Annotated in this window: 20 protein-coding genes, 3 pseudogenes and 1 riboswitch; of the genes and pseudogenes, 12 read left to right on the top strand and 11 right to left on the bottom strand. The window is 61.0% G+C overall.

All coding sequences use genetic code 11. From position 1 onward, the window contains the following. The first annotated feature begins 829 nt into the window (after nucleotides 1-829). A complete protein-coding gene (locus ACWTU7_RS27645; RefSeq protein ID WP_455841006.1) occupies nucleotides 830-955 on the top strand; it encodes a hypothetical protein in 126 nt (41 codons plus the stop codon). Nucleotides 956-1,366: 411 nt separating this feature from the next. Next, on the top strand, nucleotides 1,367-2,071 hold the full coding sequence (locus ACWTU7_RS27640; protein ID WP_455841005.1) for a DsbA family protein: 705 nt from the start codon (nucleotides 1,367-1,369) through the stop codon (nucleotides 2,069-2,071). 541 nt (nucleotides 2,072-2,612) lie between these two features. Here the strand turns inward: ACWTU7_RS27640 and ACWTU7_RS27635 are convergent. Continuing rightward, nucleotides 2,613-2,861, bottom strand: a complete 249-nt coding sequence (locus ACWTU7_RS27635; RefSeq protein WP_455841004.1) for a hypothetical protein — start codon at nucleotides 2,859-2,861, stop codon at nucleotides 2,613-2,615. Nucleotides 2,862-3,099: 238 nt separating this feature from the next. Next, nucleotides 3,100-4,248 (bottom strand): TlpA disulfide reductase family protein, encoded by a 1,149-nt coding sequence (locus tag ACWTU7_RS27630; protein WP_455841003.1) that lies wholly within the window; start codon nucleotides 4,246-4,248, stop codon nucleotides 3,100-3,102. A gap of 210 nt (nucleotides 4,249-4,458) precedes the next feature. Here ACWTU7_RS27630 and ACWTU7_RS27625 point away from each other — a divergent pair. The 3 genes and pseudogenes from ACWTU7_RS27625 to ACWTU7_RS27615 all read left to right on the top strand — a co-directional run bounded on the left by ACWTU7_RS27625 (nucleotide 4,459) and on the right by ACWTU7_RS27615 (nucleotide 5,980). Then, a pseudogene (locus ACWTU7_RS27625) lies at nucleotides 4,459-5,228 on the top strand (transposase). Beyond that, a pseudogene (locus tag ACWTU7_RS27620) lies at nucleotides 5,201-5,440 on the top strand (aldehyde dehydrogenase family protein); the annotation flags it as partial. The pseudogenes ACWTU7_RS27625 and ACWTU7_RS27620, both read left to right, overlap by 28 nt. A 291-nt stretch (nucleotides 5,441-5,731) precedes the next feature. Then, nucleotides 5,732-5,980: a DUF6074 family protein gene (locus ACWTU7_RS27615; protein WP_455841002.1), complete on the top strand. Its 249-nt coding sequence runs from the start codon at nucleotides 5,732-5,734 to the stop codon at nucleotides 5,978-5,980. A 146-nt stretch (nucleotides 5,981-6,126) separates the two neighbouring features. On the opposite strand, the gene ACWTU7_RS27610 is transcribed toward ACWTU7_RS27615, so the two are convergent. Then, nucleotides 6,127-7,073 (bottom strand): IS630 family transposase gene (locus tag ACWTU7_RS27610; protein ID WP_455841001.1). Its coding sequence is split into 2 segments (ribosomal slippage): nucleotides 6,127-6,732 and nucleotides 6,735-7,073, totalling 945 coding nucleotides; the frame shifts between segments, so codons are not numbered across the junction. 175 nt (nucleotides 7,074-7,248) lie between these two features. On the opposite strand from ACWTU7_RS27610, the pseudogene ACWTU7_RS27605 reads away from it, so the two are divergent. Both ACWTU7_RS27605 and ACWTU7_RS27600 read left to right on the top strand, forming a co-directional pair. Continuing rightward, nucleotides 7,249-7,492 (top strand): annotated as a pseudogene (locus ACWTU7_RS27605) (helix-turn-helix domain-containing protein); the annotation flags it as partial. 127 nt (nucleotides 7,493-7,619) lie between these two features. Further along, on the top strand, nucleotides 7,620-7,913 hold the full coding sequence (locus tag ACWTU7_RS27600) for a DUF4238 domain-containing protein (RefSeq protein WP_455841000.1): 294 nt from the start codon (nucleotides 7,620-7,622) through the stop codon (nucleotides 7,911-7,913). Between the two features lie 419 nt (nucleotides 7,914-8,332). Here ACWTU7_RS27600 and ACWTU7_RS27595 read toward each other — a convergent pair whose 3' ends face one another. Together ACWTU7_RS27595 and ACWTU7_RS27590 are read right to left on the bottom strand one after the other, a co-directional pair. Continuing rightward, nucleotides 8,333-9,673 (bottom strand): sigma-54-dependent transcriptional regulator, encoded by a 1,341-nt coding sequence (locus ACWTU7_RS27595; protein ID WP_455840999.1) that lies wholly within the window; start codon nucleotides 9,671-9,673, stop codon nucleotides 8,333-8,335. 6 nt (nucleotides 9,674-9,679) lie between these two features. Next, nucleotides 9,680-11,539 (bottom strand): sensor histidine kinase, encoded by a 1,860-nt coding sequence (locus ACWTU7_RS27590; RefSeq protein WP_455841029.1) that lies wholly within the window; start codon nucleotides 11,537-11,539, stop codon nucleotides 9,680-9,682. Between the two features lie 235 nt (nucleotides 11,540-11,774). On the opposite strand from ACWTU7_RS27590, the gene ACWTU7_RS27585 reads away from it, so the two are divergent. Beyond that, a complete protein-coding gene (locus ACWTU7_RS27585) occupies nucleotides 11,775-13,169 on the top strand; it encodes a dicarboxylate/amino acid:cation symporter (RefSeq protein ID WP_455840998.1) in 1,395 nt (464 codons plus the stop codon). A gap of 213 nt (nucleotides 13,170-13,382) precedes the next feature. Here ACWTU7_RS27585 and ACWTU7_RS27580 read toward each other — a convergent pair whose 3' ends face one another. Genes ACWTU7_RS27580 through thiC form a run of 6 tightly spaced genes read right to left on the bottom strand, consistent with a single transcriptional unit; the run spans nucleotide 13,383 to nucleotide 18,502 of the window. After that, nucleotides 13,383-14,144 (bottom strand): hydroxymethylpyrimidine/phosphomethylpyrimidine kinase, encoded by a 762-nt coding sequence (locus ACWTU7_RS27580; RefSeq protein ID WP_455840997.1) that lies wholly within the window; start codon nucleotides 14,142-14,144, stop codon nucleotides 13,383-13,385. Further along, nucleotides 14,135-14,740 (bottom strand): thiamine phosphate synthase, encoded by a 606-nt coding sequence (locus tag ACWTU7_RS27575; protein ID WP_455840996.1) that lies wholly within the window; start codon nucleotides 14,738-14,740, stop codon nucleotides 14,135-14,137. Before ACWTU7_RS27575 ends, ACWTU7_RS27580 begins: the two co-directional genes overlap by 10 nt. Next, nucleotides 14,737-15,510, bottom strand: coding sequence for a thiazole synthase (locus ACWTU7_RS27570; protein WP_455840995.1), 774 nt, complete (start codon nucleotides 15,508-15,510; stop codon nucleotides 14,737-14,739). Before ACWTU7_RS27570 ends, ACWTU7_RS27575 begins: the two co-directional genes overlap by 4 nt. Before the next feature lie 4 nt (nucleotides 15,511-15,514). After that, a complete protein-coding gene (gene thiS / locus ACWTU7_RS27565; RefSeq protein WP_455840994.1) occupies nucleotides 15,515-15,712 on the bottom strand; it encodes a sulfur carrier protein ThiS in 198 nt (65 codons plus the stop codon). Next, complete coding sequence (gene thiO, locus ACWTU7_RS27560; protein ID WP_455840993.1) at nucleotides 15,681-16,682, bottom strand: glycine oxidase ThiO; 1,002 nt, start codon at nucleotides 16,680-16,682, stop codon at nucleotides 15,681-15,683. The genes thiS and thiO overlap by 32 nt, the downstream gene beginning before the upstream one ends. Continuing rightward, nucleotides 16,679-18,502 carry a phosphomethylpyrimidine synthase ThiC gene (gene thiC / locus ACWTU7_RS27555; RefSeq protein WP_455840992.1) on the bottom strand — a complete coding sequence of 608 codons (1,824 nt, stop codon included), beginning with the start codon at nucleotides 18,500-18,502 and terminating at the stop codon, nucleotides 16,679-16,681. Before thiC ends, thiO begins: the two co-directional genes overlap by 4 nt. A 104-nt stretch (nucleotides 18,503-18,606) precedes the next feature. After that, a riboswitch (TPP riboswitch) is annotated at nucleotides 18,607-18,723 on the bottom strand. Nucleotides 18,724-19,274: 551 nt separating this feature from the next. Between thiC and ACWTU7_RS27550 the strand changes: the two genes are divergently transcribed. The 4 genes from ACWTU7_RS27550 to ACWTU7_RS27535 all read left to right on the top strand — a co-directional run bounded on the left by ACWTU7_RS27550 (nucleotide 19,275) and on the right by ACWTU7_RS27535 (nucleotide 25,920). Then, nucleotides 19,275-21,233: a potassium transporter Kup gene (locus tag ACWTU7_RS27550; protein ID WP_455840991.1), complete on the top strand. Its 1,959-nt coding sequence runs from the start codon at nucleotides 19,275-19,277 to the stop codon at nucleotides 21,231-21,233. Between the two features lie 1,597 nt (nucleotides 21,234-22,830). Beyond that, nucleotides 22,831-23,172 (top strand): DUF3307 domain-containing protein, encoded by a 342-nt coding sequence (locus ACWTU7_RS27545; RefSeq protein WP_455840990.1) that lies wholly within the window; start codon nucleotides 22,831-22,833, stop codon nucleotides 23,170-23,172. Then, nucleotides 23,169-23,408, top strand: coding sequence for an ABC transporter permease (locus ACWTU7_RS27540; RefSeq protein WP_455840989.1), 240 nt, complete (start codon nucleotides 23,169-23,171; stop codon nucleotides 23,406-23,408). Before ACWTU7_RS27545 ends, ACWTU7_RS27540 begins: the two co-directional genes overlap by 4 nt. A 520-nt stretch (nucleotides 23,409-23,928) precedes the next feature. After that, nucleotides 23,929-25,920, top strand: coding sequence for a conjugal transfer protein TraG (locus ACWTU7_RS27535; RefSeq protein WP_455840988.1), 1,992 nt, complete (start codon nucleotides 23,929-23,931; stop codon nucleotides 25,918-25,920). Nucleotides 25,921-25,927 lie beyond the last annotated feature (7 nt).

Raw genomic sequence — 25,927 nt, 5'->3', positions numbered from 1 at the left:
CAGCCAGTTGTCGACTGATCGAAGGAGCCGTGAAGTCCATCTGCATTTTCATGTTGCGACCCAACGCTGTTGCCAAAGGTTGCGCGACTTTTGTGGTCTTGTTTCCCTCTTAGAGGGGGTACACGGGTTCAAGGGAGGAGCGCATCGCTTCTCTTGCGCTTTTGGGTGCAGTCACCCTCGTTCCGTGTTGCCACCTCTTAACTTGCAAAGCCCGTGCCAGCACCTCAGCGCCCAGCAAGCGCGATTTGCCGTGAAAACCTCCACAGTGCCCAGATGTCAGTTGTAGTGAACCTGAATGTCAGTTGTAGTGAACCTGACATTTTGTCTGCAGCTGTCAGCTTTTGACACGGGATCACGCAGCTTCGCGCCGCCGGAAAAGGCGTGGCCAGCGCCCAACGTCGTCTGAAGCATCGACGCCAGGCGCCGCGGTGTCGCCGCACGCCAGATCGTCGTGAACGAGACGTTCAAGCTTGAACCGGGAACTCGAGCCGAAAACGGCCCGAGGTTTTGGCTTTGTTTGGGGGCGCCGGATGAGGACGGCGCGAAACCGGCGGCAATGGCGGCGACTATACCACGGCGCCAATCTTCGCCCGCATTTGGAGGCTCTCCGACGACGATGTGGTGCGCTCTCACCATCGTCCTGGCGAGTGGCTGGAGGGCCGGATGCGCCGTGGTCCAAGAGGGCGGTAACCATCTGAATGTCGGCATGAGCGCATTGTGGCAGCCAGACGAGACCTTCTTCGATCTGCATACGCGACAAGGAAGTAGCCGACGCGATGCTGGCGCACATCGCTGAAACGCAGGTCGCCGACGCCATGTCTCGGAGAAGGTGAAGACGCAAAAGCAGATCGTGCGTGTCTTGTCCGAAGGCACGACGGGGCGCTGGAAGCTAGCCGCCTGGATGGCGGTTCCGGTCCGCGCCTATGCCGATCGTGGCGGCTTTCCGGACCGCTGACCAGTGGGCCGAGGCCGCGCCGCCGTTTGCGCCGCCAACCGCTGAATGAGCGGACAGGGCAGGGCGGCGGGGATTCCGCCACCGGTCCCGCCGCCCGTCGCCGAGTTGAATGTGCGGGTATTCGCCAGGCGAGTGCTGGAATCCGCAAAAGCGCGGCGAGAGGCCCTTATGAATCCCGGAAACCTGCGCGTTTGTCGGCGCTGTCGCAATTGGCACGGTGCTTGCTGCGACCCTGGGCGCAACGTTCGACCGGAGCGCAGCGACGGGAGATGCCCGGGAGGGAGGAGCCCACCTCGATCCGGTCAGGAGACAGCATGTTGATTCTTATGACCTGCAAACCGCAGCGCGAGTCCCGCGGCCCGCAAGCCCTCTTTGCCGCCCTGCCGTTCACTCTTGATTGGAGCCTGACCCATGCCTGAACCAAGAGCCGGCCATATCGCTCTGTTAATCCTGGCCCTGCTTCTTGCCGGGCTTGTAGCGCAACCTGTTATAGACCACCTGCGCCAGCGCGAAAACCGTCGCCTGCTCGAGGCGGATTGGCGGAAGCTCATTCCGGAGCGGCGCGACGCACTCTTCAACGATCCCTCTGCGCCAACTGCTGGCAACCCGAATGGCGACGTCCCTCTGGTGGTGTTTTTGGACTACAACTGTCCGCACTGCCGGGCGGGAGACCCTATCATCCAGCAAGCCCTCAAGAACGATCCCAAGCTGAAGGTTCTCTACAAAGAGTTTCCGGGCAAGGCACCGGGTTCCAAATTCGCCGCAGTGGCGGCGCTCGCCTCCCGCAAACAGGGAAAATATGAGCCGTTTCATCACGCCCTTATGGCTGCTCGCGGCCAGGTCAGCGAATTCTCCATTTTGACTATCGCACGACAGGTGGGCCTCGACGTTGAGAAGCTCAAGCGGGACATGGAAGATCCCGCCATCGAAGACACCCTCGAGCGCAATCGCGCGCTCGCCACGGACCTGTACATCACCGGCACGCCGGCCTTGGTTCTCGGCGACGAAGTGATCGAAGGGGTGCCCGAGATTCCCACGCTGGAACGCTTAATCGCCAAAGCGCGGGAAAAGCTAAGCGTCGATACCGTGCCGGATCACCACTTCGCCATTTTTTGACAGTGGTGACGGCCGGTGCAATCCCGTTCTGTGGACATGAGTGCTCTCGCGCCGGGCCAGATCGCTTATATGGCCCGGCAACGCGGTAGTGGGCGCACCACGCCGTTCCATCGGCAGCGTGCAGACCCGCATTCAGCGGCGCTTTCCTCAACCTCGTCGAACGGGATTGCACAGCTCGGCACCCGTTCAGCGGCGTTGGTGTTCCGATCCTTCCGTCCGTTTTTCACCGAAAGCCTCGCCAAAGGGAAAGGCATGAAGCGCGCCGGACGCGTGCTTCAGATCGCGGCCGGCGTGAAGATGATCGTCATGGGTTTTCGCCTACTGGGGGATCCTACAAGTCCTCATTGTCAGCAGATTCGGTCGATGTGGACGCCGTCGGCGCCAAGCTCGCCACGCGGTCGACAGCATGGCCCTTGGCGTGCTGACAACCCGCGGCCGTCGCAAGACATCCCGTCCGGATTGGCGAAAATGGCGTCGGCCGCCATCCCATGCACCTCCAGCATTTCATTCAGGGCCGAGGCCCCGGTCGTCTCATTGAGGATCACGGCAGCCGGTTGCTGCTTGTCAGCTTGGCGTTTCCCTGGGCCAAGCTGCCATGCCGTGAGCCCGACACCTCATTGATCGAGTGGTTGAGGATGGCGCCGGCGTTCCGGGATTGAAAGCCCTGATATCGATTGCGCGACAGGCGTTCCCGTTGATTGCCGGCGAAGCCATGCGTGGGCGGGGGCACCACATCGGCAAAGGCATGCCGCCAGCCAAGCCATCCCTTGTGGCTTGCCATGCCGCCCAAGATCGAATTCGCTACCGGCATGAAGTCGCAGGCGTGAGGGTTCAAAGGAGGCAAACCCGTAGCTCAGCTCAGCCTAGCCAAAGACCCGCGCCGTGCGGGTCGTAGGCGGCCGCCGTCCCTTCGGATATGGCCCAGAAGATCGGGGCCAGGCGATTTGGCAGGCCGGGCGGGGTTTTGCGCCGTTCACATCAAAACTTGTCCGCCCGGCCAATTCTGTTCCTCACATCAAACCTGACGGTCAGCCGCAAACGGTATACCACCTGTCGAATCGGCCATCGTTTGGAGCCACACAGAGACCGCCGTAACAAACCTTCTCACCCTTGAAGTTGGCCAGGAACTGCAGCAAATGCAATATCTCGTCCTGTTCATCTTCGTCCCGGATAAGCTCCGGACCGCCCTGCGATTTCAGTGCCAGCTCGATCAGCTCGATCGCCCGATCTTTGTTACCGCTCTCGTTATAATACAGCGCTGCCACCGGATAAGGCAGGAGCTTACGTTGGTCGCTTTCCGGGGGATTCAGTGCCAGGATGTGTTCAGACAGCTCTTTGCCCATAGCCAGGCGCTCAGCAGACGGAAAGTGCGAATGGTCAAAGTTCGGAAAGAAGAGTTCGTCTAGCGCCGCAATCATCCAATCCTCGGAGTTTCTGTTGATCGCGTCGCGAACGAATTGGCGCATGACGGGCAAGCCGGCCTGCATGTCGCGCATTTTGTGAAGCAACAGACCCACATGAGACCGGCGAAAACCGAGCTTGTCGGGCAACAAGGCGATGCCTTCTTCGATCGCCGAGAGCGCCGTCTTCCAATCCTCTTTCTCCATCGCCGCCCAATATCTATCATTGATCGGCTTCTTCAGCGCTTGTTCGCGCGCTATGGGTTCGCCTTCCGCAATCCGCTCCGCATCGGCGGCTTTCGCTTGATCGCTGCTGCGCCAGCTGCCGTTGAGCACTTTCGGCAAGACCTCATCGAGTTGCATCGGACGACCGATAAAGGCGATGTGACCGTCACGGTCGACCACGAACGAGGTCGGAATCCCGACAGAAAAGCTAGGCTCCATCCAAAGCTTGTCCATTTCGCCTGTGGAGTCGAACGCGATCCGATAATTCAGATTCGAGAACTTTTCGGTCAACCACGCGTCCAACTGGCTTCGGGCCTCATCGGCCGTTGGAGCGTCTTCAGAAGCCGCGACTCCGACGATCTCGACTCCGCTGTCCCTGTATTTCTCCTGCAATTGCATCAGATGCGGCATCCCGTCCACACATGGTCCGCACCATGTTGCCCAAAATTCGACGATATACACTTTGCCGGGCTTGAAGCTCGTGAGGGGCTCGCCACGCAGCCAGTTCTCGACCTTAATCGAAGGAGCCGGGGACTCGATCTGTAATGCCACCAATGTTGCTCTCCAAAGCTTGCTTTTTGCGCGAGTTTGTTCCCGCTCAGAGACAGCACACGGGTTCAGGGGGGAAGAGAGCGTTGCTCGTCTTGCCCCCAATTGCATGCAGTCAGCATCAAGGGTGCAAAAGCCGTGCCAGCGCGCTCAGCGTCAGTAAGCCCCTGATTGCTTGGAAAAACCTCCGCAGTGCCCAGATGGCCGGTCGTAATGAACCTGACACTTTTGCCGATGTGTTCCGAACCTGACATTTGTCTGCCTCTGTCAGCTTTTGGACACGCATCGCCCGTGCTTCGCGCCAGAAAACTGTGGCCCCTCCGAACGGTCCCGAAGCGCCAAGGCTATCACGGCGCGTGCGGCACGCAGCCTCTGCCCGTCTTCCCGAGGCCATTCGCCTCAGTAACATCAGCTACGTGTCGACAGCATGGCCCTTGGCGTGCTGACAACCCGCCGCCGCCGTCGCGGGTGGCGGCCAAGCATCAGTCTCTGCTGCATTTCGTGGGACAGGCGCCGTGGTCGGACGCGGCCTTGCTGGCGCGGGTTCGCGACTGGGTCCTTCCACAGATCGAGCTGCGTGGACCGATCCGGGCGTGGATCGTCGACGACACGGGCTTTCCCAAGAAGGGCAAGCACTCGGTGGGCGTAGCGCGTCAGTATTGCGGCCAGTTGGGCAAGCAGGACAACTGTCAGATTGCGGTCAGCCTATCGATCGCCAATGACGCAGCCCCGCTGAACAACGCAGGAAGGCTAAGATTCCCGCAGAAATTACGTTCCAGACCAAGCCGCAGATCGCGCTTGCGCAGATCAAGACGGCCAAGGCCGAGGGCGTCGCGCCCGGCGTGGTTCTGGCCGACGCCGGATATGGCGCCGACGGCGGTTTCCGCGCGGGCCTGTCCGAGCTCGATCTGACCTATGTGGTCGGCGTTCAGCCCACACTCAGCGCCGTCTGGCGATCGCGCAGCCGGGATGGGCGGTGTTGACCGCCCGCGAGCGCAGCGACGTTCTGTGGCGATGGCATCAGTTGATCATCAACCACGCCGGCGATCTCGCTGCGATTCTTACAGCGGAAATGGGCAAGCCGCTCGACGAAGACAGGTCGGAGGTATCGCATGCTGCAGCGTATCTGCAATCGTACGCCGAAGAGGCCAATCGCATCTATGGCGAGACGATCTCCGCAGCATCGACGGACCGGGGTCAAGGCAGCGGCCAAGAAGCTGCTTTCGGGCGAGCCCGCCATTATGATTGTCGGCCCGCCGGTAGGAGGCAACGGATAAGCCCAGGCCCCCATATTCGGGACCCATTTCGCGGGGAGCGAAATTCCGGTTCGGTGGGCTAATGAGGCCCCGCGGAGCGGTTTCAGCGGCCCTGCGATGCGTCAGCCGGTTTAGGCGAGCGTTTCCCCGGATGTCCAAAAAAGGCGCTGTTAACGAAATTTTTTAACCCGCGGCGGGTTATTCGCGAGACTGAAGGCAATAGGTGGTCGATGGGTGAATCAAACATAAGCGCGTTTCCGCTGCATCGTCGGCGAAAATTGGTCGAATCTATCGCCCGGGTCCTGGAATCCAAGAACGGGGAGGACGCAAATGCCTTCTGGCGCAGCACCGTCGAGACAATACTCGTCCAACTGTCCGAATCAGGAGTTGCGCCGGGGCTCGCCGAACAGGAAGTTAGAACGCTTCTCCGTGCTGTCTTAGGCGATATAGTCACCCGGTCTTCGAGATTCGCACAATAGCATCGGCGTACGAGGAATGGTTTTGGCGTGGAGAACCCCCGGGGCTTCGCTAAGGGTAGCATCACTGCATCCGCCAATTGTAAGGTTTTCTCAATGCGGATGAAACGATCGCCGCTTCGTCGATGCGCGCCTAGAGCGGAATGAATTTAGGTTGGCGCATAGCCGGCCTCGATGAAGTAATTTCTGCATTCGGTTGACGTGACAGTGCCGAGGATTTGGCCGATGGCGTCACAGACGGTCTCGACCGTTCGCTTGGCAGCCTTGCGCAGCCAATGCTTGAGCTTGGCGAAGAGTTTCTCAATAGGGTTGAGGTCGGGGGAGTATTTGGGCAGCAAGAACAGCCTGGCGCCGGCCGAGCGGATGGCACGGCGCACGGCCTTGCCCTTGTGCGAACCGAGATTGTCCATGATGACGATGTCACCGGGCTTGAGGGTTGGGACGAGAACCTTGTCGACATAGAGCTGGAAACGCTCGCCGTTGATCGGTCCGTCGATCAGCCATGGTGCATCGACACGGTCGTGGCGCAGTGCCGCCAAGAAGGTCATGGTCTTCCAATGACCGTGCGGCACCTTGGCCTTGATCCTCTCGCCGCGCGGCGCCCATCCTCTGAGCGGCGCCATATTGGTCTTGGTCCAGGTCTCGTCGATGAACACCAGGCGGGAAGGATCGATGCGGTCCTGATACTTTACCCACTGGGCCCGCCGGCGCGCCACATCGGGGCGATCCTGCTCACTGGCGATCAGCGTCTTTTTTTGTGACTGAGCTTCTCGGCGTGAACGAACTCCCATACCGAGCGGTAATCGACCTTCAGGCCGTGCTCGCCAAGCTCGGCCACAAGACCGCGCAGTGTGAACTCCGGCGCCCGGCAGCGCCGCAGCAGCCACTCCCGATGCTCTCCGGCAATCTTCTTCGGTCTGTGCCCACCCATCTTGCCGGGTGTCAGCTTGTTCGTCTCGCGCAAGCGGCGCACCCATCGGATGACCGTGCTGATTCCAACCCCGTAGCGCTCTGCCGCCTGACGTCGCGACAGCCCCTCCTGCTCAACCGACGCTACCACCCGCGTGCGAAGATCCATCGAGTAAGGCTTGCCCATCCATGCTGGCCTCCTGACCCAGCCAGCAGGTTGAATCAGATTTGCTCGCCTTCGGGAATCCCCCTTCGATTCAGCCTCAATTCATCCCGCTCTAATGTGCTCTCGGGCTAGTCATTTGGAACTGAAGTTCATTTCATTATAGGGTTGTGCTCGTGACTGAAGAAGGAGCGAGTCGATGGCCAATGCGACTGGACGTCCGATTTCGCCGCTGGTGTTGAGTGCGGATGAGCGGGCCTATCTTGAGCGTCAGCTTCGCCGGCGTCGTGTGGCGCAGTCGATGTCTGAACGATGCCGGATCATTCTGCGGTGCGCAGATGGCCGCCGCGGCAGCCGAGCTCGGCGTTCATGAGCATACCGTCGGCAAGTGGCGGCGGCGCTTTTCGAAGGAGCGCGTTGATGGCCTGCTGGACACGCTTCGGTGCCGCAGACAACTCGTTTTCGTTTTTCCGTACTACGGGCGGCTTTTCAAACATGATTTGTAAATTTGCCGATAGTCGTTCTAGACCGACAGCGACCATCTTGGTCGCCATATGAGTGCATCTTATCTTGTCCCTATGGTCGAAACTAGCCAAGTCCCCTAAAAAGCACCATTATGTAACTCAGGCGCAGCTGCGTCACTTTGCGCGTGACAACGGGCACACGCAGATCCACGTCTTCGACAAGACGACCGGCCAGAGCTTCACGTCGTCGATCCTGAACGCGGGTTCGGAGAACGACTTCAACACGATCAGCGAGGATGGCGGACGGCTCAAATTCGAGGCAATGTCCGACAAGGTAGATGCTGAACACGACCGGGTGGTCAGAAATCAGGAATCGCGCCGAGCCGGCGGGCTCAACTAGGCCCGGCATAGATGTGCTGGTCCTCCTTGGCAGGATGGGGAAGGCCCTCCGCCCCGGCGACACATGCCCGAGGGATTGAACATGGTGGTGCATGGTCCACGCGACATTGCCTGCTGCATCTCGAGGAGATCGACGCGGACGGCGAAGGGATTACCGCGCGGACCAGAAGCAATCCAAGGCCGAAGATGCGGTCCGGGAGGAGACTCTTAGCTTGCGTTATGAAGAGATATGATTCGGCCGCCACCGCGCGCAGCAGAGAACAGGTCGCGCTTCGTCCTCTCCGGACGCTTCTTTAGGGGGATCGACAACCGACTTCAATTCCACAACGAGAGAAGAAGAATGAATTTCGGGCCTGTCTGTAGCACCTGCGGCCTGCCTTTCGCGCGCGTCGAGCTTGCACCGAGTTTGAAGATTGCCGACTACTTGGAAAAATCGCCCCTTACGATGCCGTGGCGCTGCAACTTGTCGTAAAAGGTCTTCCGCGGAATGCCCAACGCCTCGACCGTACGCCTGACATCGCCGCCGTTGCGGCCCAGCGTCTCGCGGATGATGTCGGCCTCAAAGCGCTCCAGGCGCTCGGGCAGCGGCCGAGCCGCATCAGAGGGTAGTGTCTGCATTTCTTGTGCCAGCCCGAGCACGAAACGTTCGGCAAAATGCGCCAATTCGCGCACATTGCCCGGCCAGTCATGCTCGTGCAGATAGCGGTGCAACGACGCCGGTCCGGCAGGCACCGGGCGGCGGAAGCGGGCCGCGGCACGCTCTGCGAAGTAGCCGAACAGAAGAGCAATATCGTCGCGGCGCTCGCGTAGCGGTGGAAGGGAGACGGTCACCACGTTGAGCCGGTAATAGAGATCCTCCCGGAAGTTGCCGCGCTGGCGCGGGTCGCCGAGATCGACCTTGGCGGCGGCGACGACGCGCAGATCCACTGGCCTTACGTCATTGGTACCGAGCGGCATGACCTCGCGCATTTCCAGCACACGCAACATCCGCACCTGTGTCGACGCCGGCATGCTTTCGATCTCGTCGAGGAACAGCGTGCCGCCGCTTGAATGCTCGACGCGACCGATCCGCTTCTTCTGCGCGCCGGTGAAAGCGCCTGCCTCATGGCCGAACAACTCGCTTTCGATCACCGTCTCCGGCAACGTCCCGCAATTCAGCGCGACGAAATTGCCCTTGGCGCGGCGGCTCCAGCGGTGCAGCAATCCGGCCACCACCTCCTTGCCGGAGCCGGTCTCCCCGGTCACCAGCACGTCGACGTCGGTGTCTGCGATTTGCCGTAGGGTGCGGCGCAGCCTTTCCATCACCGGCGTCTGGCCGATCAGCGGCAAGCTGTCCTGCGCCAGCTCGCCCGCCTCGCGCAGGGCCTGGTTCTCCATGGTCAGGCGGCGTTTTTCCGCTGCCCGCCGCACACTCTGGGTCAGTCCATCAGCGGCGAACGGCTTGGTGATGAAGTCGTAGACGCCGTCCTTGATCGCCTTGACTGCCATTGGGACGTCTCCGTGACCGGTGATGAGGATGACGGGGATGTCCGGATCGAGCCGCAGGATGCGGTCGAAAAGCTGCAAGCCATCGATCTCTGGCATGCGGATGTCGGACACAACCACACCGGCAAAATCGGAATCGATGCCGGCCAGGGCCTTCGATGCCATTGAAAACGCCGACACCGCGAATCCGGCAAGCTCGAGCGTCTGCGCGGTGGCTTTCAGGAGGTCACGGTCGTCATCGATCAGGACGACCGGTGCTGCGCTCTGGTGTGTCATGCTCGACTACGCTGCCTTCAAAAGATGAACGGTGAAGCATGTGCCGCTGTCGCCACTCGCGACCTCGATGCGGCCGCCATAGTCGGCGACGATGTCCTTCGAGATCACCAAGCCTAGGCCCAGGCCGGTTTCCTTCGACGTGTTGAACGGCGTGAACAGCGACTTCAGGATCGCCGGCGGAATGCCGGGCCCGTTGTCCAATACGCTGAGCGCCACGCCATCAGTCGTTTCCTCCACCGAAACCTCCACCCTAGCGTGGTCGCAGCCGTCAAGCGCTTCCAGCGCATTCTGAAAGAGATTGATTAGCACCTGTTCGAGCCGGACCCGGTTTCCCATGACCTTGAACGGAGCGGGCGCCGGCTCGACGACAAGCGCGTCGAGCCGGCCGCCAAAACGGCTTCTCAGCAGCACTACTGCACTCTCAATGACGCCGCGCAATTCCACCGGGCCAGCGGCGGTGCGGCCCTTGCGGGCGAAGGCCTTCAAGTCCTCGGTGATCGAGCCGATGCGTTCCGTCAGCGCGGCTATGGCGCCGAGGTTCTCCTCGACCGGAGCGGTCTGTTTGCGCTCCAGGAAGGTCCGGGCATTGTCGGCATAGGCCCGGATGGTAGCAACCGGTTGGTTGATCTCATGCGCTACGCCGGCCGCGACCTGGCCAAGGATGGCCAGTCGATTTGCCTGGACCAGTTCCTGCTGCACCACCTGGAGTTTCGCTTCCGTACTGCGGTGACCGATGATCTCTGACTGCAGCCGATCGCGGGCGCGGCTTAGATCCTCGGTCCGTTCGGCGACACGGCGTTCGAGTTCGGAGCGCGCCGCCTGTTCGGTCGCGATCCGCATTTGCGCCGATTGCCGGCGCCAGAGCAGATACGCAGCCAGGCCGAGGAGCGGAAACACGATCCCAAGCGCGAGAAGCCGCATGCCGCGGACAGCGGTAGCGACCGGCACTTCCGAAGGGACGAGATAGTCGAGCCGCCAGGGTGTGGTGGGGACCGGCCTCGAGAGGCGCAGATATTCCGCGTCGTTGCTGCCTGGCGTGATGACATGGACAATCGATACGTCCTGGCTCAATGCCTCGGGTCGCGTGATCGGCAAGGGCATAAGCGGCGCATCTCCGACCTGCTCGCTGTCGCGGATCGCGGCAACGTTGGGCCCGGCAAGGGCTGCTGTCGTCATGAAGCGCCAAGATGGAATGCTGGTGACCAGCACGACACCATGTTCGTCGCTGACATAGGTCGGCCGATTCGCCTCGCGCCAGTTCGCCTCGAGCTGGTCGAATTCCATCTTGACGACGACGACGCCGAGAGGTGCTGTGGCGCTGCCGACACGCCGCGAAATGTAAAGACCGGCACGCTTGCTGACATTGCCGAGCGCGAAATATTCGGCTGTTCCGGTTTGCATCGCCCTGGAGAAATAGGCGCGAAAGCCGTAGTCGCTGCCCACGAAGCTGTTCGGCTCGCGCCAGTTGCTAGACGCGGCCGCTATGCCATCGCTGCCAGCAACGTAGAGCACCGATGCCTTGGTGCCGGAGACAAGGCTTTCAAGCTTGCGGTTCAGCACATCGATCGCGACGGCATCGCGCCGTGCCAGAGCATCGTGCACCTGCTGGTCCTCCGATAGCAGCAGCGGCAGTGCGCGGGGATTTTCCAAAACAGCGGTAAGCAGCGCCACTTTCAGGTTCGCATCTGTGCGCGCCTGCGCCACCAGCGCCTTGAGTTCGATGTCCCGAGCGTAGAGGCCGGAGCTATGGAGCGCCGCGGCAATGATCGCGACCCCTATTGCCGCGAACCCAAACCAGGCTCGGACCGCACGCCTGCCGAGTTGCTCGGGCGTCGAAGGCAGGTCGGAGGCGGGGCGCTGCAGCATCGCCCATTTGTGCATGATTTCGCACAACGGACAATCATATTTGTGCGGTCAGCCGCACTTTTTGCCCAGGGGCAAGCGGCGTGAATTGATGATTACGCGCTAAAGATCAAGGACTTATCGACACAGGCTGCGTCTGGCACGCCAGTTGCGAACTCAGCTTCAGCAGCCGCGAGGCTGTTGAAGCTTAAGGTCCCGGGAGGTCGGGTCTCCCGATCGGGGCGCAACGGAGGATATCATGCAGACAACGATCGCTGCCGCCGAGCCGCGCGGCAAGGTTCCCTTCTATCGGCATCTCTATGTGCAGGTCCTGGTGGCGATCGCCGCCGGGGTGCTGCTTGGACATTTCTATCCGGAGACAGGTGCCGCGATGAAGCCGTTCGGCGACGCCTTCATCAAACTGGTGAAGATGATCATCGCGCCGGTGATCTTCCTGACGGTGGCGACCGGCATTGCCGGCGTATCCGACCTGCAGAAAGTCGGCCGTGTCGCCGGCAAGGCGATGATCTATTTCCTGGTGTTCTCGACGCTGGCGCTGGTTATCGGCCTCATCGTCTCGAACGTTGTCCAGCCCGGCGCCGGCATGCACATCAATCCGGCCACACTCGACGCATCGAAGGTGATGACCTTTACCGAAAAGGCGCATGACACCACCATCGTCGGCTTTCTGATGAACATCATCCCCGATACGATCACCGGCGCCTTCGTGCAGGGCGATGTGTTGCAGGTGCTGTTCTTTTCGGTGCTGTTCGGCATTGCGATGGGGCTGGTCGGCGACAGCGGCCGTGCCGTCGTCGATTTTCTGCAGGCGCTGACCGCACCGATTTTCCGCCTCGTGGCCATCCTGATGAAGGCAGCCCCCATCGGCGCCTTCGGCGCCATGGCCTTCACCATCGGCAAATACGGCATCGGCTCGATGGCCAATCTCGCCATGCTGATCGGCACGTTCTATGCGACCTCGCTGCTATTCGTGCTGATGGTGCTCGGAGCGGTCGCCCGCTACAACGGCTTCTCGATCCTTGCGCTGATCCGCTACATCAAGGAAGAGTTGCTCCTGGTTCTCGGCACCTCCTCGTCAGAGGCGGCGCTCCCCGGCCTCATGGTCAAGATGGAGCGCGCCGGCTGCAAGCGCTCGGTCGTCGGCCTGGTCATCCCGACCGGCTATTCCTTCAACCTCGACGGCACCAACATCTACATGACGCTGGCGGCATTGTTCATCGCACAGGCGACCGACACGCCCCTCACTCTCGGCGACCAGGTCCTTTTGCTTCTCGTCGCCATGCTCAGCTCCAAGGGTGCCGCCGGCATCACCGGCGCTGGCTTCATCACGCTGGCGGCGACGCTGTCGGTCGTGCCCTCCGTGCCGGTTGCCGGTATGGCGCTGATCCTCGGCGTCGACCGCTTCATGTCGGAGTGCCGGGCACTGACCAACCTCGTCGGCAATGCGGTCGCGACGATTGTCGTGGCGCGCTGGGAAAAGGAGCTCGATCAGGCGAAGCTCGCCGCCGCTATGGCTGGTGAATTGCCAGACGAGGTAGACCTGTCGCTGCCGCAAGTCGAGGATGTCTCCATCTCACCAAACGATCGACCACGGTTCTGGGGCAACGAGATGTATGAAAGCAAACCTCATTGAGGCCGGTTTTGCTGCCGGGCGGGCTTGTCGGCCACTCGCACCATCGAAAACCGGGGCGGAACGAACTGCTGGCCGTCATCCCCCGGCAATTTTTCCGCCTTATGGCCCGGGACCTGTGACGTCGAGGACTGACGCTCAGTTTGCCAATCTCGCATCGGCCGCCGCCGGGAGCCAAGCACAATCTCCCGATGGGAGCTCGAGTGGCTTGTAGGATCATCCGGCAGAATTCTCCTTAAGCTTCTTGAGGACGAACCGCTTGCTTTCGAGCACGCTCTCTTCAAGCGACCTCGCATTCGCCAGATGCGCGGCGATGGCGCTGGCCAGCATGCAGCCGGTCCCGCGCATCGTTCCGGCAAGACGGGGTGTGTCAAAGCGAATGGGTTCCTGATTGTAGGTCAACAGGATATCGGTGGATCGCGGTCCGCTCGCATGGCCACCTTTAAGCAACAGCGCCTGCGGCCCGCACGCAAACAATCTTTTTCCCTGCCGGAGCGTGTCATCATCGTCCGCTGCCAGTTCCGCACCGACAAGGACCGCCAGTTCAATGAGGTTTGGCGTTACGAGATGGCAAACCGGCATGAGATCACGCTTCATGACGCCGATCGCATTCGCCTCCAGGAGCGGCCTGCCCGAAGAGGAAGCCAGCACCGGGTCGAGTACTGCCGGTATCCGTGGATATTCGCGGAGCACGGCCGCAACCGCAACAATGACCCGCCCGGTTGATAGCATGCCGATCTTGATGGCCGACACCTTGTTGGCCCGCAGTGCTGCGCGCATCTGGTCGGCGACCAGGCCGGGCTGCAGATGATGGATTGCGATGACCGCATCGTGTGTCTGCACCGTCACCGCAGTGACGGCAAGGCAGGTGCGCACACCGATGGCAGAGATCGTCTCGATATCGCGTGCAACGCCGGCACCGCCGCTGGAGTCCGATCCACCGACGACAAGCACATACGGCTCTTGCCTCAGCGCCATCTGTCTGTCTTCTCGATCCATTCATGCGTGCGCGCTTCAGGATCGGCGTTCAGGCTGATATCGGTGACCACAGCCGCGCTGTCCGCGCCAGCTTCGAAGACACCGTCGAGCCGGTCAGGGCTGAGCCCGCCGATGGCAACCAGCGGGATCGGCGCAACCCTGTCTTTCCACGCGCTGATCCGTTCGAGCCCTTGCGGCGCCCATTTCATTTGCTTGAGGTTAGTCGGATAAATCGGCCCCAGCGCCACGTAGTCCGGCTCGGCCGCGAGCGCCGTTTCCAGTTCGGCGTGATCGTGGGTCGAAAGCCCGAGCTTCAATCCGGCGTATTTAATCGCCAGCAGATCGGCCGCAGCCAGATCCTCTTGACCGAGATGGACGAAGTCGCAGCCTTCCTCAATGGCGAGCCGCCAATAATCGTTGATGATCAGTTGACAACCATGGACCGTGCAGACGTCGATCGCGCGGCGGATTTCCATCTGCAGCGTGGGCTCGTCCCTGTCCTTGATGCGCAACTGCACCAGCTTAACGCCAAGCGGGACCAGCCGTTCAATCCAGGCAGCGCTGTCGACGATCAGGTAAAAGGGGTCGAGCTTCATGAAAAGACCGCCCTGCCAAATGTCGGTGTCGACGGCATGGCGACATCGCGCGGTTCGAGCATTCCCGAGCAGAAGGCTTCACGGCCGGCATCGACCGCCTTGCGGAACGCGCGCGCCATGCCGACCGGATCGGCTGCCTTGGCAACCGCCGTGTTCAGGAGGACGGCGTCGAAGCCGAGTTCCATGACGGTTGCCGCGTGCGATGGTCGTCCAAGCCCCGCATCGACGATCAGCGGGACGCCGGGAAAATGTCCGCGCATCGAGCACAGCGCCGAGATGTTGACCGGCCCGAGCGCGGAACCGATCGGTGCGCACCACGGCATCAGGACCTTGCAACCCGCGTCCAGCAGCCGTTCGGCAACGACGAGGTCGTCGGTGGTGTAGGGGAAGACGGCAAAGCCGTCCTCGCACAGGACGCGGGCGGCTTCGACCAGGCCAAACACGTCCGGATGGAGGTTATCATGGTTGCCGATCACTTCGAGCTTGATCCAGTCTGTGCCGAAGACTTCCCGCGCCATTTTCGCGGTCGTGACCGCCTCCTTGACGGAATGGCAGCCGGCAGTGTTGGGCAGGACGTGGACGCCGAGCGAGCGGATCAACGACCAGAACTTCTCGCCAGCCTTGCCGCCTGCCATTTCACGCCGCAAGGAGACGGTCACCACCGACGTCCCGGACGCCTTGACAGCATCGGCAAGGATGGCTGGTGAAGGATATTGGGCGGTGCCGAGAAGCAGGCGTGAGGCAAGCGTCGTTCCAAAAAGATCGAACATGGTCCTACCCACCCTGCATGGGTGACAGGATCTCGATCCGGTCGCCTTCGCTCAACAGGAATTCTGCCCGGTTGACTTTATGCACGAGGTCGCTGTTGACAGCCGTTGCCAGCCAATCGCCCTCATAGTCAAGCGCGGCTAGCAGCTCTGCCAGCGTGGTTGCAGCAACCTCACGCGCTTCGCCGTTGACCATCAGTTTCATGAGCGAGCTCCTCGGATTTGTCGTGATCGAACACAAAAGCGGCCGCCAGCCGCGCCATGGCGGGCGCAAGAAGAAAACCATGGCGGTAGAGCCCGTTGATCGCGACGCCATTTCGGCATGCTTCGACACGTGGCAGATTGTCGGAAAAGGCTGGACGAACTCCGACGCCGGTCTCGACTATACCGGCCTCACCGAAGGCCGGGTGGAGCGCGCAGGCAGCGCTGAGAAGTTCCATCATCGAACAGACCGTGACCGGACCACAATCATCGCTCTCGATCATCGTGGCGCCGGCCATGAAACGGTGATCGCTGCGCGGCACCACGTAGAGCGGAAAGCGCGGATGAAGCAGCCGCACTGGACGCGACAGCGAGATATCGGGCGTGCGCAGGATCAGCATTTCGCCGCGAACGCCGCGCAGCCTCTCATCGCCTGCAGCCATTCCCATGCAGTCGATCTCGCGTTCGAATCCGGAAAGCTGCCGGGCGTCCGTGGCAAAGCGGAAGTCGACGCCCATGGCTACGAGCTTTTCATGAAGCGCTGCCATCGCGTCGCGTGGATCGAGATGCGCCTCGCCGGGGAAGAACAGCCCGCGGCGGAAACGGCCGGCGAGGTCGGGCTCCAGCGACGCGATTTCGACCTCATCGGTCCAGCGATAACCTGAGGTGCGGCCTGCGAAGCGGTCAAGCTCGCTCGCATCCCGCGGCGTTGCAACAACCAGCGTTCCGGCCCGCGTCACCTGACCGGGCAGCACGGCATCCCACCAGTCGGCGGCGCCGCGTCCGAGGTCCAACACAAGCTGCTCCGCGCTTTCACGCTCGCACCAGGGCGCCAGCATGCCGCCCGCAAACCACGATGCGCTGCCGCCGAGACCACACCCGATTTCGGCGACGGTCACCGCCGCGCCGCGAATGGCGAGTTCGAAGGCCGTGGTGAGGCCGGCGACGCCGGCCCCCGTGACCAAGATCCTCATAGCGGCTCCGACACTTTGGGCGTGGTGATACTCACCGGCATATAAAGGTCGCCGCCCGCCCGATATTTTTCCGCCATCGCCGCCATCCCCTCCTTCTGCGCTTCTGCGCGGATGTCATGGGAGATGCGCATGGAGCAGAATTTCGGCCCGCACATGGAGCAGAAATGCGCCAGCTTGTGCGCTTCCTTTGGCAAGGTCTCGTCGTGGAACGAGCGCGCCGTTTCGGGATCGAGCGACAGGTTGAACTGGTCTTCCCAGCGGAACTCGAAACGGGCCCGCGACAGCGCATCGTCGCGGATTTTCGCCGCCGGATGGCCCTTAGCGAGGTCGGCGGCGTGCGCGGCTATTTTGTAGGTTATCACACCGGTCTTGACGTCGTTGCGATCTGGCAGACCGAGATGCTCCTTCGGCGTCACATAGCAGAGCATGGCGGTGCCGAACCAGCCGATCATGGCAGCACCGATTCCGCTGGTGATGTGGTCGTAGCCGGGCGCAATATCGGTCGTCAGCGGTCCAAGCGTGTAGAAGGGTGCCTCACCGCAGATGGCGAGCTGCTTGTCCATGTTCTGCTTGATCTTGTGCATGGGGACATGCCCCGGCCCCTCGATCATGACTTGGCAATCCTTCGCCCAGGCGATTTTTGTCAGCTCGCCGAGCGTTTCCAGTTCGGCGAATTGCGCCGCGTCGTTAGCGTCAGCGATCGAGCCGGGGCGTAGGCCATCGCCGAGCGAGAAGGAGACGTCATAGGCGCGACAGATGTCGCAGATTTCTTCGAAATGCTCGTAGAGGAAGCTTTCCCGGTGATGGTGCAGGCACCATTTGGCCATGATCGACCCACCCCGCGAGACGATACCCGTGACCCGATCAACGGTCAGTGGGATGTAGTGCAGCCGCACCCCGGCGTGGATGGTGAAATAATCCACGCCCTGCTCGGCCTGCTCGATCAGCGTATCGCGATAGACCTCCCAGTTCAGGTCCTCCGCGATGCCGGCGACCTTCTCCAGCGCCTGATAGAGCGGCACCGTCCCGATCGGGACCGGTGAATTGCGCACGATCCATTCGCGGATGTTGTGGATGTTGCGCCCGGTCGACAGATCCATCACCGTGTCGGCGCCCCAGCGGATCGCCCAGACCATTTTTTCGACCTCTTCAGCCATGGAAGAGGTGACGGCGGAATTGCCGATATTGGCGTTGATCTTGACCAGGAAATTGCGACCGATGATCATCGGTTCGCTTTCGGGATGGTTGATGTTGGCTGGGATGATTGCGCGCCCTTGCGCCACCTCGTCGCGCACGAACTCCGGCGTGACGAAATCCGGTATCGAGGCGCCAAAGGCCTCGCCATCCCGCTGAAGCTTGCCTTGCAGGATCTCACGTCCAATGTTCTCGCGGATGGCGACGAATTCCATTTCGGGCGTGATGATACCGGCGCGGGCATAGGCGAGCTGCGTCACTGCCTTGCCCGATCTGGCCCTGAGCGGCCGGTTGCGAACGGGAAATTCCGGTGTCAGGCGCTCGCCAGTCGCAAAGCCGTTGTCTTCCGGCCGGACATGGCGGCCGTTATAGGCCTCGACATCGCCGCGCGCCATGATCCATTTGTGGCGATGCGGGGAAAGGCCCTTTTCGATGCTCGTTTCGACAGTCGGGTCTGTGTAGGGGCCGGAAGGATCGTAGACGGTAACGGGCGGCTCGCCGGCCGTCGGATGGACGGAGATTTCGCGCATTGGCACCCTGATCTGCGGGTGGATGGTACCGAGCTTGTGGACTTTTCGTGAGGCGGGCAGCGGTCCCGTCGACACGGCGGGGGTAAGGGCATTCATCGTGAGGCTCCTTTGCTCATGCATTGGAGACCCAGTTCTGTGCCGGAAGGATGAAAAGACGCTTTGGCCTGCCTGTTCAATACAGGACTACGGGCGTGAACTCCCGCAAAGCGCTTGCACCGTCCCTACGCCAGTATGAACTGGATCAGGTTCAACGGGTCACTGCGCCGCGAAAGCCAGCAGTATCTCAGCCCCTTGCCGGGACTCCCCTGGTGAATGCGTCAAGTTGAACGGGCCCGTGCCATGTTGTCAAGCGCATTCGGCCCGTGGCGGAAGGTCAGGCGGAACGCTCCCGTATTCAGGAGGCGGACGGTTCGGTCCGCGCCGATCTGTAGTCGCGAGGCGATGAAGATCTGGACGCTCATGTTCTATGACAAGCCTTCCGAAATGCTACATCTGAAACCATGAAAATATTGACTTCCAACAGTCGCCAGTCGATAGTCTGTTGATCAATATCGCCGAGGGTAAATACTGTATGCAGTTTAGTGATATGCCTAATTTGCCAATAAAAGTTCAGCCTTTAGAGTTTAACAGCCAAAATTGGTCTGGTATTACGCACAGATTAAGCGCTATAAATTGCTGATAACCGGTTAATGTGATAACCGACCGGGTGACGTGCCAGTCGACTTCAAGATGGCAGTCCCTGTTAGCAATTACCTGACGCCTCGGCCGATAGCGGCAGTGCAGCGAGCTCCTCCCTCTCCCTGTTGCACCGCCCAATCGGCCGAGGCTACCCATCGCAAGGGGCGCGCCTCGCAAATGCAGAATTGCGTTGGCTGCAGAGCGCAGCACCCATGGGAGCATACGGATGGCTGTCGTGGAATCTGCCAACAATTGTGACGGTGGGGAACTAGCGGAACATCTCGGCTCGGCTCATACACAAAGTACCAAGTTGTTGATGCTGGGTGCGCTCGGCGTTGTCTACGGCGATATCGGCACCAGCCCAATCTATGCGCTGCGCGAAGCGCTGCATGCCTCGTCTGGCGGCAACATCGCTGACCCTACAGATATTCTCGGCGTGCTGTCGCTGATCATCTGGTCGCTCACGATTACGGTTACGGTAAAGTACATCATGTTCGTGCTGCGCGCCGATAACCGCGGCGAGGGCGGCGTACTATCATTGATGGCGCTGGCGCGCGGCAGTTTCCCAAAGCGCTCGGCGCTGATCCTGGGCGTCGGCATTGTCGGTGCCTCGTTGTTTTTCGGCGATGCTGTCATCACGCCCGCGATTTCAGTGCTGTCGGCGGTCGAAGGCATGAATGTCGTTACGCCCGCCTTCCAGCCCTATGTCGTGCCGCTGACGCTGGTCATCCTCGCCATGGTGTTTGCGGTGCAGCGTTTCGGCACCGGCGGCGTTGGGCTTGTGTTTGGCCCGGTGACCGCTGTCTGGTTCCTGGCCATCGGCCTTTCCGGCCTCAAGCACATCATCGCCGATCCGGAGATCCTGTGGGCAGTCAGCCCGCATTATATCGTCGCCTTCTTGATCCATTCGCCAAAAGTTGCCTCCGTCACGATCGGCGCCGTCTTCCTTGCCGTCACCGGGGGCGAGGCGCTCTATGCCGATCTCGGCCATTTCGGCCGCAAGCCGATGGTGCTGGCCTGGCTGACGATCGTGTTTCCCTGTTTGCTCTTGAACTATGCGGGGCAGGGCGCCTTTATCCTGGCGAATGGCGGCGTGCTCGGCCATCCCTTCTTCGAGATGAACGAGGGTTGGGCGCTGATCCCGATGGTGGTGCTGGCGACGGCGGCGACGGTTATCGCCAGCCAGGCGGTGATCTCGGGTGCTTATTCGCTGACCCGCCAGGCGGTGCAGCTCAACATGCTGCCGCGGCTGCAAATCCTGCACACCTCGGAAAAGCAATCCGGCCAGATCTACATGCCGCGCGTCAACCTTCTGTTGGCGCTGGTGGTAGTGATGCTGGTCGTCGGCTTCGGCGAGTCCAGCAAACTGGCCTCGGCCTATGGCATCTCGGTGACCGGCAACATGCTGGTGACGACGGTGCTGCTCTATGTGATCATGACCCGCATCTGGAAATGGCAGCTCTGGCTGGCCATCGGGCTGACGGCGGTGTTTGCTCTCATCGATATCGGCTTTTTCGCCTCCAACATCGTTAAGGTGTTCGAAGGCGGCTGGGCCTCGCTGGCAGTGGCTTTCACGATCGTGCTGGGTATGTGGACCTGGGTGCGCGGCAGCCGTTATCTCTTCGACAAGACGCGCCGCAACGAGATCCCGCTCGATTTCCTTGCGGGCAATCTGTTGAAGAAGAAACCGCATCTGGTGTCCGGCACCGCCGTGTTCCTGACCAGCGATCTCCTCAGCGCGCCGACCGCGCTGATGCACAGCCTGAAGCACTACAAGGTGCTGCACGAACAGAACGTCATCCTCTCGGTGGTGACGGCGCAGCAGCCCGTCGTGCCCGACAGCGAGCGGGTCAAGATGGAACCGATCAACGAGCTGTTCATGCGGGTGACGCTGACCTTCGGCTATATGGAACAGCCCAACGTTCCGCGTGCGCTGGCGATGTGCCGCAAGCAGGGCTGGAGGTTCGACATCATGACGACGTCCTTCTTCCTGTCGCGGCGCTCGCTCAAGGCCTCACCCAATTCCGGCATGCCGGTGTGGCAGGACAAGCTGTTCATCGGGCTGGCGCGCACGGCGGCCGATGCGACGGAGTATTTTCAGATTCCGACCGGACGCGTGGTGGAGATCGGCACGCAAGTGGTTGTCTAGCTCTCGCCTAGACTTGCTCGATCAACATCTTGCAGGGCACTTGCATTAGGTCGCAACTCATACGCTGAGCTCGTCCCGCTCCGAAACATGTGGTGGTCCCGTCGCCACCGATACTGGACAAATCTGGTTCGCCGGAAAACGGTGTTGCCAGCAGTTCGAACCTAAAGGGGCCTTGGAAAGATTTGAGGGCATGCCAGAAAAGCTATTGTATTGGGTATGTGACGTGTCCCTCGATCACAAGTTATTGGCGCTGGCGTGACCTAGCGACTTCCAGCGTCGCAATGGACGAAACGTCCACCTTGCGCTCGGCCCGCTCCAGGTCGTAACGCTTCTGGTTGAGCCAAAGGCGGTCCGTTGCCGCATAGCTTTCCGAGGCCGGATTGCTATGGCGGCAGTGACGGGCTGCTTCTCGTCAACATAGCGTATCGCGGTCTGCCGAGAGATGCCCAGCGGGCTGGTCATTTCAGTCTTGGGCTTGCCAGCGCGGGGATAATGTCTACGCGAAGGAGTTCGCCGGGGTGCATCGCGGGTAGCCGCGCTTGATCTTGCTTCATCAGTGGAGTCCTCCAAGTCATTGTCTGTCGTGTCTTCCGCGTCCATCGGAAGGTGACGCGCCAATTGCCCGTAACGCAAACCGAATAGCGACCCGTCAGGCTATGGAAAGAAAGGCCTGCCACATTCATGTCCTCCGGGCGCTCGGCATCATCCAGATATCAGGGGATGCGCCAAACGCGCTTGTCGTCTTGCACGCTCAAACCGGTGCAGTGCCGGTTAGGAAAAAGCGTTGCGGGGCTTTGTTGCGGAAGGACGGGGTCATGGATGTTTGCAACGCGCACCTGACAGACGTCATTGGAAATGTGAGGCGTCGGCATACACTGCCGGGCTCGTCCTCCCCCGCTTCGGCATCGGATCAAGACGTGTTCGGTGGCATGGCGTTGCCGGTCTACCTCGGCACCGGCTCGCTCCGCTGCCACTTGGTCGGCTTTGGTCAACGTTGGCGACTAATCCCGGCTGGGCGAATGCGCCTCTCGGCACTGGAACGACTGCCAAAGGCAAGACTGCTCGCCGGCCTCATTCGCCGCAAGGGAGAGGCCGCGCTGATCGAAAGCGGCGTCTATGCCGGCGCCGCTATTAACGCATGCCGACCGCCACTTCTACATCTGCGGTTACGCTGCGCAGAGGCCTAGCATGGGCCGTGCACTCCCGTGGTCGAACACTGCAACAATTGCAACCTGGCAAAAGGGTCCCATGCACACCATCCGCTGCCGTGCTCGCTGACATCGAAAGCAAGACCGTAACCGTTCGGCTGACCGCCGACCAGTGGCCGGATTGCTGCACGAACCAAAGCGAATGACCCTGTGGGCCAAGATCGAAACGTTCTTCCTCAACGGCGACCATTTTCCTGGTTCGGCTACAGGCCTTCATCGGCGTCGCGGTCGGCGTCTTCCTGTCGCTCGACCCCAACCTGTTACAAAGGCGCTCTGCCGCCGAAATGGTTCCCGATCTACATGCTGGCGGTCGGCGCTGACCCAGTATCGGCGCCGCCGAAACGATCCCACTCTCGGCAGCTACCCCAACATCGGCAAGGTGAAGTAAGATGACCGCGCTACTAACCATGATCGCGCTTCTTCTGGCCGGTCACGCACTGGCTGACTATCCGCTTCAGGGCGATTTCCTTGCCAGGGCCAAGAACCGCGCCAACCCGATTGCGGGCGTCCCCTGGTATCATGGCCTGCTCTCTCACGCGGCAATCCACGGCGGCATGGTTGGCCTGATAACGGGCAGTCTCGCGCTCGGCATCGCTGAATTTGTCGCTCACGGCCTCATCGACGATGCGAAGTGCATGGGGCGGATTTCTTATGAAATGGACCAGTCGCTGCACGTCTCCTGCAAACTCTGCTGGGTGGTAATTTTGATATTTTGGGGAACATTCTCATGACCAATCTACTTGCATTCCTGTTATCCAACCCGACCATCCTCGCGGTCGGCGCCGGCATTATTGGCGCCGCAGCCGCGTGGATGCATGGCCGCGTCACCGGAGCAAAGGCTGAACGGCTCAACCATATCTCGGCCGAGGCGAAAGCCCGCGGCGTCGCCGGCCTAGTACAGAACGGCATCGGCGCGCTGCCGGCCGATGCCGCTCGAAAGGAGTTGAACTCATGGGAAAAGGATTGATCCGCGCAGCGCTCATCGCGCTGCCGGGCTGAACAACGACCGTGCGCCGCGGCGGTTGACGCGGATGACGGATGCTCATGTCAGGGCGCTCCTGGCGTACAGGTAGGGCCAGCGTCCTAGCCATCCCAAGCAAAACCGCTGGCGCTACAGCAAGCGAGGGGCAGTGGGGTCAGTGGCGATTGGCTTGCTGAGCGGTGGCCACTCGGGAGCCCTCGTCGCTGATGATCCTCAACCTCGCGTGCTTGCGGGGGATTTTCTGGCCGCAATAGAGTTGCGGTGGCCCTTCGATGGCGAGTTGGCGGCGGCGTTTGGCCGGCGCCTTTCAGTTGAAGATGCGCCATGATGCCGCTTAGCAGCCAGCTGCTTTCGCGGCTGCTCCGTTACAGAACGAATCCCCGGCGCAGGTCGCAAGTCTTTCTAGGTCTGGCTACTATAAGTTGCGGGGATGAAGCCTTTCCTGTTGCACTGTCTCGGTTCGTACACTGTTTACTCGCTCCCGAATTTTGAATCGGGAATAGTGATGCCGGCAACAAAAATATTGTGGGGTCAGATCATCGCTGTTTTGACCATCGTGCTTACGACCACCTGGGGAGCAACGCAATGGACGGCCTGGCGACTGGGTTACCAAGAGCAACTTGGTTCGCCCTGGTTCGAACTTGTCGGCCAACCGATCTATCCGCCACCGGCATTTTTCTGGTGGTGGTTTTTCTACGACGCCTACGCACCAACGGTCTTTGTTGAAGGCGCGGTGATCGCGGCGAGCGGAAGTTTCATCGCGATTGTTGTTGCTATCGGCATGTCACTATGGCGAGCGCGGGAGGCCAAAGACGTGGCCACCTACGGCTCGGCACGCTGGGCTGTGCGAAAGGAGATCGAAGCCGAAGGCTTGCTCGGCGCCAATGGCGTGATTCTCGGCAAGCTCGATTGCGACTACCTTCGCCACGATGGTCCGGAACATGTTTTGTGCTTCGCGCCAACCCGAAGCGGCAAGGGCGTCGGGCTCGTCGTGCCATCCCTGTTGACGTGGCCGGGAAGCGCAATCGTTCACGACATCAAGGGTGAAAATTGGGAACTAACCGCAGGCTGGCGAGCACGTTTCGGCCGTATGCTGCTGTTCGATCCAACCAATGTTGCGTCAGCCGCCTACAACCCGCTGGTGGAAGTCCGGCGTGGCGCGTGGGAGGTCCGAGACGTCCAGAACGTGGCTGACGTGCTGGTCGACCCAGAGGGGTCGCTGGAACGTCGCAATCATTGGGAAAAGACCAGCCATGCGCTGCTGGTCGGCGCGATCCTGCATGTCCTCTACGCCGAGAATGACAAGACGCTCGCCGGTGTTGCCAAATTCCTCTCCGATCCGCAGCGGCCGATCGAGACGACGTTGAGAACCATGATGCTGACCAGGCACCTGGGCGATGCCGGTCCGCACCCCGTCGTCGCATCGGCAGCACGTGAACTGCTCAACAAATCGGAGAATGAGCGCTCTGGCGTGCTGTCGACTGCGATGAGTTTCCTGGGGCTTTACCGCGATCCGGTTGTGGCCCAGGTGACGTCCCGTTGCGATTGGCGCATTGCCGATCTGGTGGAGAACGCGCTGCCCACGACGCTCTATCTGGTTGTACCTCCATCGGACATCAGCCGCACCAAGCCGCTTGTCCGGCTTATCCTGAATCAGATCGGCCGCAGGTTGACGGAAGATCTGCATGCGAAGGATCGTCGGCATCGCCTGCTTCTGATGCTCGATGAATTCCCGGCGCTTGGCCGGCTTGATTTCTTCGAATCGGCACTCGCCTTCATGGCCGGTTACGGCATCAAGTCGTTCCTCATTGCCCAGTCGCTCAATCAGATCGAAAAAGCCTACGGGCCGAACAATTCCATCCTCGACAACTGCCATGTGCGTGTGAGTTTCGCGACCAACGATGAGCGAACCGCCAAGCGCGTCTCCGACTCTCTGGGAACGGCAACCGAAATGCGGGCGATGAAGAACTATGCCGGGCATCGCCTGTCGCCCTGGCTTGGGCATCTCATGGTCTCGCGACAGGAGACCGCGCGCGCACTCATGACGCCCGGCGAGATCATGCAGTTGCCACCGACCGATGCCATTGTGATGGTCTCAGGACTGTCCCCGATCCGAGCGAAAAAGGCGCGCTATTTCGCAGATCCGCGGCTTGCCGAGCGCGTCCTGCCTCCGCCCAAGCCCACAACCACCGACGGAGTATCGCGTCCAGATGACTGGACTGGATTGTCGGTTGCCAAGGTGCAGCCGGCGCAGGCAACGCTCGCATTGTATTGCCGGCAAGACAGTGACCCTGACAATGGCGGTATCCGCCGCCAGCCAGAACTGCCCGAGCACGAGGATATCGCGCCGGAGCCCACGCTGGCGCACAGTGATGAATTCGACCTTGATCGCGACGAATCCGATGATGAGGCCGCCCGCCGGCGTTCGGTCGACCAGACGATGCGGCGCACCGCGCGACAGGCCGCACTCGATCCCAAAGATGGAATCGAACTTTGACCTCCAT

This window comes from Mesorhizobium sp. BHscii (assembly GCF_053848065.1).
This window is presented reverse-complemented; position numbering and strand designations above follow the sequence as displayed.